This is a genomic window from Pseudomonas sp. GW823-FHT06E10 (genome assembly GCF_058794995.1).
On record NZ_JBXAHJ010000032.1, the window covers coordinates 1 to 6,186 of the forward strand.

At 55.3% G+C, this 6,186-nt stretch carries 4 protein-coding genes and 3 pseudogenes; 3 read left to right on the forward strand and 4 right to left on the reverse strand.

Annotated features, from left to right (window positions below; translation table 11 throughout):
* On the forward strand, nt 1–93 hold a 93-nt coding region (locus tag AC1Q6Y_RS27935; RefSeq protein WP_163018286.1), incomplete at its 5' end, for an NAD(P)(+) transhydrogenase (Re/Si-specific) subunit beta.
* 77 nt (nt 94–170) lie between these two features.
* On the opposite strand, the gene gbdR is transcribed toward AC1Q6Y_RS27935, so the two are convergent.
* Both gbdR and AC1Q6Y_RS27945 read right to left on the reverse strand, forming a co-directional pair.
* Nucleotides 171–1,274 carry a choline metabolism transcriptional regulator GbdR gene (gene gbdR / locus AC1Q6Y_RS27940; RefSeq protein WP_340317420.1) on the reverse strand — a complete coding sequence of 368 codons (1,104 nt, stop codon included), beginning with the start codon at nt 1,272–1,274 and terminating at the stop codon, nt 171–173.
* Nucleotides 1,275–1,904: 630 nt separating this feature from the next.
* Nucleotides 1,905–3,563: an arylsulfatase gene (locus AC1Q6Y_RS27945; RefSeq protein WP_057714255.1), complete on the reverse strand. Its 1,659-nt coding sequence runs from the start codon at nt 3,561–3,563 to the stop codon at nt 1,905–1,907.
* Nucleotides 3,564–4,087: 524 nt separating this feature from the next.
* Between AC1Q6Y_RS27945 and AC1Q6Y_RS27950 the strand changes: the two genes are divergently transcribed.
* Complete coding sequence (locus AC1Q6Y_RS27950; RefSeq protein ID WP_492625653.1) at nt 4,088–4,873, forward strand: transporter; 786 nt, start codon at nt 4,088–4,090, stop codon at nt 4,871–4,873.
* Nucleotides 4,874–4,966: 93 nt separating this feature from the next.
* Here AC1Q6Y_RS27950 and AC1Q6Y_RS27955 read toward each other — a convergent pair.
* A pseudogene (locus tag AC1Q6Y_RS27955) lies at nt 4,967–5,443 on the reverse strand (histidine phosphatase family protein); the annotation flags it as partial.
* A pseudogene (locus AC1Q6Y_RS27960) lies at nt 5,362–5,610 on the reverse strand (hypothetical protein); the annotation flags it as partial. The pseudogenes AC1Q6Y_RS27960 and AC1Q6Y_RS27955, both read right to left, overlap by 82 nt.
* A gap of 233 nt (nt 5,611–5,843) precedes the next feature.
* On the opposite strand from AC1Q6Y_RS27960, the pseudogene AC1Q6Y_RS27965 reads away from it, so the two are divergent.
* Nucleotides 5,844–6,186: pseudogene (locus AC1Q6Y_RS27965) on the forward strand (copper oxidase); the annotation flags it as partial.

Genomic DNA, 6,186 nt, shown 5'->3' on the forward strand with positions numbered 1-6,186 from the left:
CTGGACAACGAACTGTTCTACCTGGACAAGACCATGATGGTGTTCGGCGACGCTAAAAAGGTCATCGAAGACATGGTCAAAGCCGTCGAGTAACCCTCTGCGCAACACTGAAATGACGCGCCCTCCCCTATCCTGCGAACGTTATGCTTTCGCAGGATAGGGGTGAAGATTTATAGACGAACGCTGGCAAAGGTTGACTCGTTACGTGCCTGGCTCAACGCTGACATCGAACCGGCCAACGGCGACAGCACCAATGCTTGCGGCAGCGGCATCATCGCCACTTGCTGGGTGGTGTTGGAGCCTACGCGCTCGTCACGCGGCGGAATGCCGAAGTACTCGCGGTAGCACTTGGAGAAGTGCGGCGTGGACACAAAGCCACAGATCGACGCCACTTCGATGATCGACATCGGCGTTTGCTTGAGCAACTGGCGCGCGCGGACCAGGCGCAGTTTCAGGTAGTAACGCGACGGCGAGCAGTGCAGGTACTTCTGGAACAGCCGCTCCAGCTGGCGACGGGACACCGCGACATACACCGCCAGTTCGTCCAGGTCGATCGGTTCTTCGAGGTTGGCCTCCATCAACGCGACGATTTCCTGCAACTTCGGTTGATTGGTACCGAGCATGTGCTTGAGCGGCACGCGCTGGTGATCCTGTTCGTTGCGGATGCGCTCGTAGACAAACATTTCCGAGATCGCGGCGGACAGTTCACGCCCGTGATCACGGCTGATCAGGTGCAGCATCATGTCCAGCGGCGCAGTACCGCCGGAGCTGGTGAAGCGGTTACGGTCGAGGGTGAACAAACGAGTACTCATTACTATCCGCGGGAAAGCTTCCTGCATCGCCGCCAGGCACTCCCAGTGCACACTGCAATCGAAACCATCGAGCAGTCCGGCGCAAGCCAGGGCCCAGCTGCCGGTGCAGACCGCACCGAGTCGGCAGGCCTTGCGGGCCTGGCCTTGCAGCCAGGATACGTGTTCACGGGTAACGGTGCGCTGGATGCCGATACCACCGCAAACGATGACGGTGTCCATCGGCGGGGCTTTGTGCATGGAGGCGTCAGGGGTGATTTGCAGGCCATCACTGGCCCAGACCTGGCCGCCATCGACGGTGAGGGTGGTCCAGCGATACAGCTCGCGACCGGACAACTGGTTGGCCATCCGCAGCGGTTCTACAGCGGACGCCAGAGAAATCAGCGTGAAATTGTCCAGCAACAGAAAGCCGATGGATTGAGGCGCACGGTTCTGGGGTTGGGCCCCGGAGTTGAACGTCGTCATCGCGGTATCTCCTCACACAAAGCGGGTGATTGGCCTCAGGCAAAGGCTCTTTTTATACCCCCATCCAAAAGTGGGTGGGTTTGTTCCTATTCAACCTGCAAAGGTCATACCCAATTACCTATGGTTGAACGGATCCAAAAACGACATCACCCAATGTCTCTACGCTGAGGGTTTGCAGGGCGGGAGCCATAAGGAAAACGCTTGATTTTGAGCCCGTGCTTATCAACCTTGTGCACATTCGTAGCACATGTGCGAGAGATGTCTATAAACGACGACTTATTTGTCACCGACACTCACATGTCGGTTTTTGAAAACAATAATGACCAGTGCCCCGATTTTGGGCTGACACAAGCGTCATGCGCTATAAAAGTGATCTGCGACCGGTTGAATCCACAACCCATAGCTGCCTTTCAAAAGTGGTTGAAGTTCGGCCATCAGGATGACCGTTCAGCCGTGCAGATAAGCCGGCAAGCCTTACCTGCCCGATTGCCGGGTAAGCAAGTGGATTAGCGCATCATCGTCGATTTCGAAGACCACTGATTTTGCGTCGATTTCCGTTAGGAACTCACGACTACTCACTAACGTCAAATGGCGACCTCTGATGAGGCCGCCATTTTTCAGCTGATTTGATCAGTTGCCGTTTGGCATCGACAAGTTGATGCCTTCTTTTTTCAGGGCATCACGCACGGTTTGGAATTTCTGGTACTGCGACAGCTCGATCGGCCCGTCATAACCCATGCTTTGCAATTTGCGTGGCGGGTAATCGACGTAGGTTTTCATTAGCTTCATGATCGCCGCCGAGATCGGCACCATAGTCCAGGTACGCTCAGTAAAGTTGTTCATGAAGAGGTCATAGCGCTCCTGCGGGTCTTGCCACAAATCAAAGACTTGCGGCACGGTGGCCACGTATTTTATTGCGCCTTTCCATCCTAGATTAGTGTCCACGGCCAGACCACCGGTTGCCGCGCCATCATCGCCGCGCAGGTTGAACACGGCCTTATAGTTTCCGACACGGGCCGCACCCGGGGACAATTCGTTCTCAGTGAAATAGAACCACTCCTTGCGCGGTGAAGGGCCGTTGCCAGTGAGTACTGGCGTCATATCATAGCTGTCGAAGAGGATTGGCTGACCCTCGCGATCTTTCTCGGGCAACTTCACGCCAGCCACAGAGGCGAACGTCGCCATCAAATCCAGGCCACCGAGAATCTCGTGGTTTTTCGTGTCCGGCTTGATCTTGTCTGGCCAGACGGCAATGGCTGGTACCCGATTACCCCCCTCACGCACTGTACCCTTGGTCCCGCGAAATGGGGTGTAGCCGGCATCCGGATAAACATCCTGCCAGGCCCCGTTGTCAGTGGTGTAAACCACCAGCGTGTTTTTATCCAGGCCGAGTGCCTTGAGCTTGTCCATGATGCGGCCGATGTGAGTATCGAGTTCGACGACAGAGTCGGCGTACTTGGACTTGGACATGGACTTATGAATGAACTCCGGTGCTGGCATGTTCGGCTGGTGCACTTTCATGAAGTTGACGTTGATGAAAAACGGCTTGTCCGATTTGGCCGCGGTGTCTAGAAACTCCAACGCAGCTTTTTCGACATAGTTGTCAAAGAACGGTATGCCGACCACGCCAGGTTTGCCGTCCACCACAGGTGTGTCCACGTACTGACCATTGACCTTGAACTCTTCGACCGGCTTTTCACCTGCCTTGCCGGACAACGCGCCTTTGGTGACCTTTTCAAACATCGCACGGGTTTCCGGATCCATGTCGGGGAACCATGTCGGGTCTGCGTAGGTGTAGGCATTGAGGTGATACAGGCCGACGTATTTCATCACGTCATAACCTTGAGCATTGGGAAGGGCATAGTCGGCTTCACCCAAATGCCATTTGCCAGTGAAATAAGTGTCGTAGCCACCGGTTTTCAGCACCGATGCCAGCGTCCATTCGGCGGCGGGCAAGCCACCGCCCTGGCCCTGGAAGGCCACGGTGGTCATGCCGCTACGATTGGGGATGCGCCCGGTTTGCATGGCCGCCCGACCAGGCGTGCAGCTTGGTTGCGCATAAAAAGAGTAAAAAGTAACACCTTCTGCCGCCAGCTCATCAATACTGGGCGTAGGCATGCCGCGACCAACCCCACCGCCGTAGGGACCCAAGTCGCCATAGCCGGTGTCGTCGGAGACGATAAACAGGATATTGGTTTTTTCCGTTTGAGCGGCGTGAGCAAGCCCGTTCAATGACAATAGTGCAGCAAACACGACAGACAGCTTGAAACGATCCGATAGCTTGTCCATACCAGCAATCCTCGTTGTTTCATTGTGTTGGCAACCTGGTGATGAGTGCACAACTACATTGACACTTGGTGCGTTGACCACCGAGTAATTAGCCTAGGTATTGAGTACAGAATCATTTCCCCCTTGCTACATGACCATGCACAAGTTAAGGCGCAGGATAGAGTTTAGTGCGGTTTTTCAGATGTACGTGGTGAGTGCTCTGGCTGTATCAATAGAAGTTTTCTGAAGAAACCTTCTTCTGTTTCGGTCTAATAAAGTTTAGGGACACTCCTTTCAATGGAGAATGTTTCGCCCCGTTGTAGAGGGGGACGACTGATCGATGGCTCAAGGGAACATTAGTTGATACGAGTTAATCCGACTGGCCGGAGACAGTATTTTTCCCCGTCGAACATAGTTCAGATACCTGATCTAAGCTCATTGGCGGCAGGGTCATCCTCAGCCTTGTAACCGCGACACAACAACCCAAGCTCTCAATTTCGAGAAAGGAGTTGGTAGTGAACAATGGCGTTCGACTTGTTCCTTTCATTACCTTTGCGGTGGCATGGCCCGAAATTAGCCTCGCTGCCGATAGTCAGGCCGAGCTGGCCAAGCAAACGCTGAATCCCGTCGCCGCACTCTACAGCGTACCTATTCAGTACAACTGGAACCAAAAACTCGGCCCGAGCGGTGAGGGCTACCAAAGTGTCACCAACATCCAGCCAGTGCTGCCATTCAGTATTAATGACGAGTGGAACCTGATCTCCCGGACCATCCTGCCGATCGTTGATCAGCATGGTCTGGTACCTGGCGGGCAGGCGGACAAATCCGGTATGGGAGATGTGACCCAGAGCTTCTTTTTTTCACCCAAGCAGCCGACTTCCAGTGGCTGGATTTGGGGGGCAGGACCGGCCATTCTGGTTCCGACCGGCAGCGATGAGCTTTTGAGCAGTGAGCAATGGGGGTTGGGGCCCACAGTGGTGGCCCTCAAACAGAGCAATGGTTGGACCCGCGGCATTCTGGCCAATCACATCTGGTCGCTGGAAAACAGCCCGCCCGATGACAAGGACAAGGTCAACGCGACTTTCCTGCAACCTTTCTTCAGCTACACCACTCACACCTACACCACCTTCGGCATCAACACCGAATCCACCTATGACTGGCAGACCCGCGAATGGTCAGTGCCAATCAACCTGTTCGTCACCCAGTTGTTCAAAGTGGGGCATCAACCCATGACCCTGCAAGCAGGACCACGCTATTGGGCAGACAGTCCGAAAGATGGTGCCGAGGGTTGGGGATTCCGGGTGGCGTTTACACTGTTGTTTCCCAAGTGAGTGCCAAAGCTCAATGGAGCATGTTAAGCGTCTGCTTCTGGCCGGTTTCTGCCTGTCGCCACCTGCAGCAACAGGTATCTGTCCAGGCACCTTTTAAACACCGCCATATTGATACACCGTCGCACTCCAATACTGGCTGCCGTTACGTTTTTGGCGAACCCATCCATCTGCCACCAGTTGTTTGGCGATCATTCGATTCATAAAGCCATGACCGAGCAGCAGAACCGGTCCTTCGCTGGCAAGGGACTGAAGTCGTCGAGCTGCCGTGCTGGCGCGCATCCTCGCAGTGCCGGCGGATTCGACTCTGCGTGAGTAGCCGTATAACCATAAGACTCGAAGGATAAATGCCCATGTAAACGGCGATAGCCGTGGCAGTTTCCAGTGACCGTAAGGCAGTTGCGCTTCACAGAAAAGCGCGTCGACAAGGGCGGGCTTCAGGCCAAGAGCCTGGACGGAGGTCAGCGCACGAGGCGCGCTGCTTGAGACAATCACCGTGGCGGTTGCGGCGAGCTGCATGCTGGCATCCGGGACGGGTTGGTCGGTAATTTCGGACTGGTTGTATTGCTCGATCTGGAAGAAGTGCGGTTCCGGGAACTTAAGGTTTGACTCTCGAACCAATCGGGATCGCGGTACCACGCCACCGTGTCGGTGATTGTCAGCTCTAGCGCCCGGAATCTCAGGCCAAGCTCCTGTTCACTTTTGCTGTGGTTGAAGCAGGTGCGGTCCTTCTCCGCGACTATCGCCATAAATGGGGCATTACACCCACCCAAACAGGCGTTTACCACCAAACTTGAGGAATATTCCCCACTCCCGCTTCTCTGGCATAAAACACTTTAGAAACAGATTGTTAATTAGGTTGAATTTTTTCTTCGCCCTACAGTAATGGCTCATTAGTTGCACACCCCCTGGTACCCGTAACAGCTGTCGCCCCGGATTTGGAGACGACGGGACATCACGCGTGGGGTGAAAAATGAAATGCACAACTCCATCTTGCGACTCCTTCGGCTTGCTGCGCAAATCAAGCCTGCATTGTGCGATGTTCCTTACCTTGGCCACGGCAGAAGCCGCGCCGCTGGATGATTTCGGCCCGCCACCACCGACGGACCCCTCGGCGTTTACCAATCCGCCGGCCGACCCCAAGGCTGCGCTGGATGCCATAGAGGCCATGCCACCCGCCAACACGGGCGCCTACGCCCTGCCCAACGGTGTGTTCGGCACCCGCACCACGCCAACGGTCGACAACGTGCTGCCGCCAAGCCTGCAGACATCCTTCAAAATCCCCACCAACGGCAAGCCCAGCCCGTTGTTCGGGG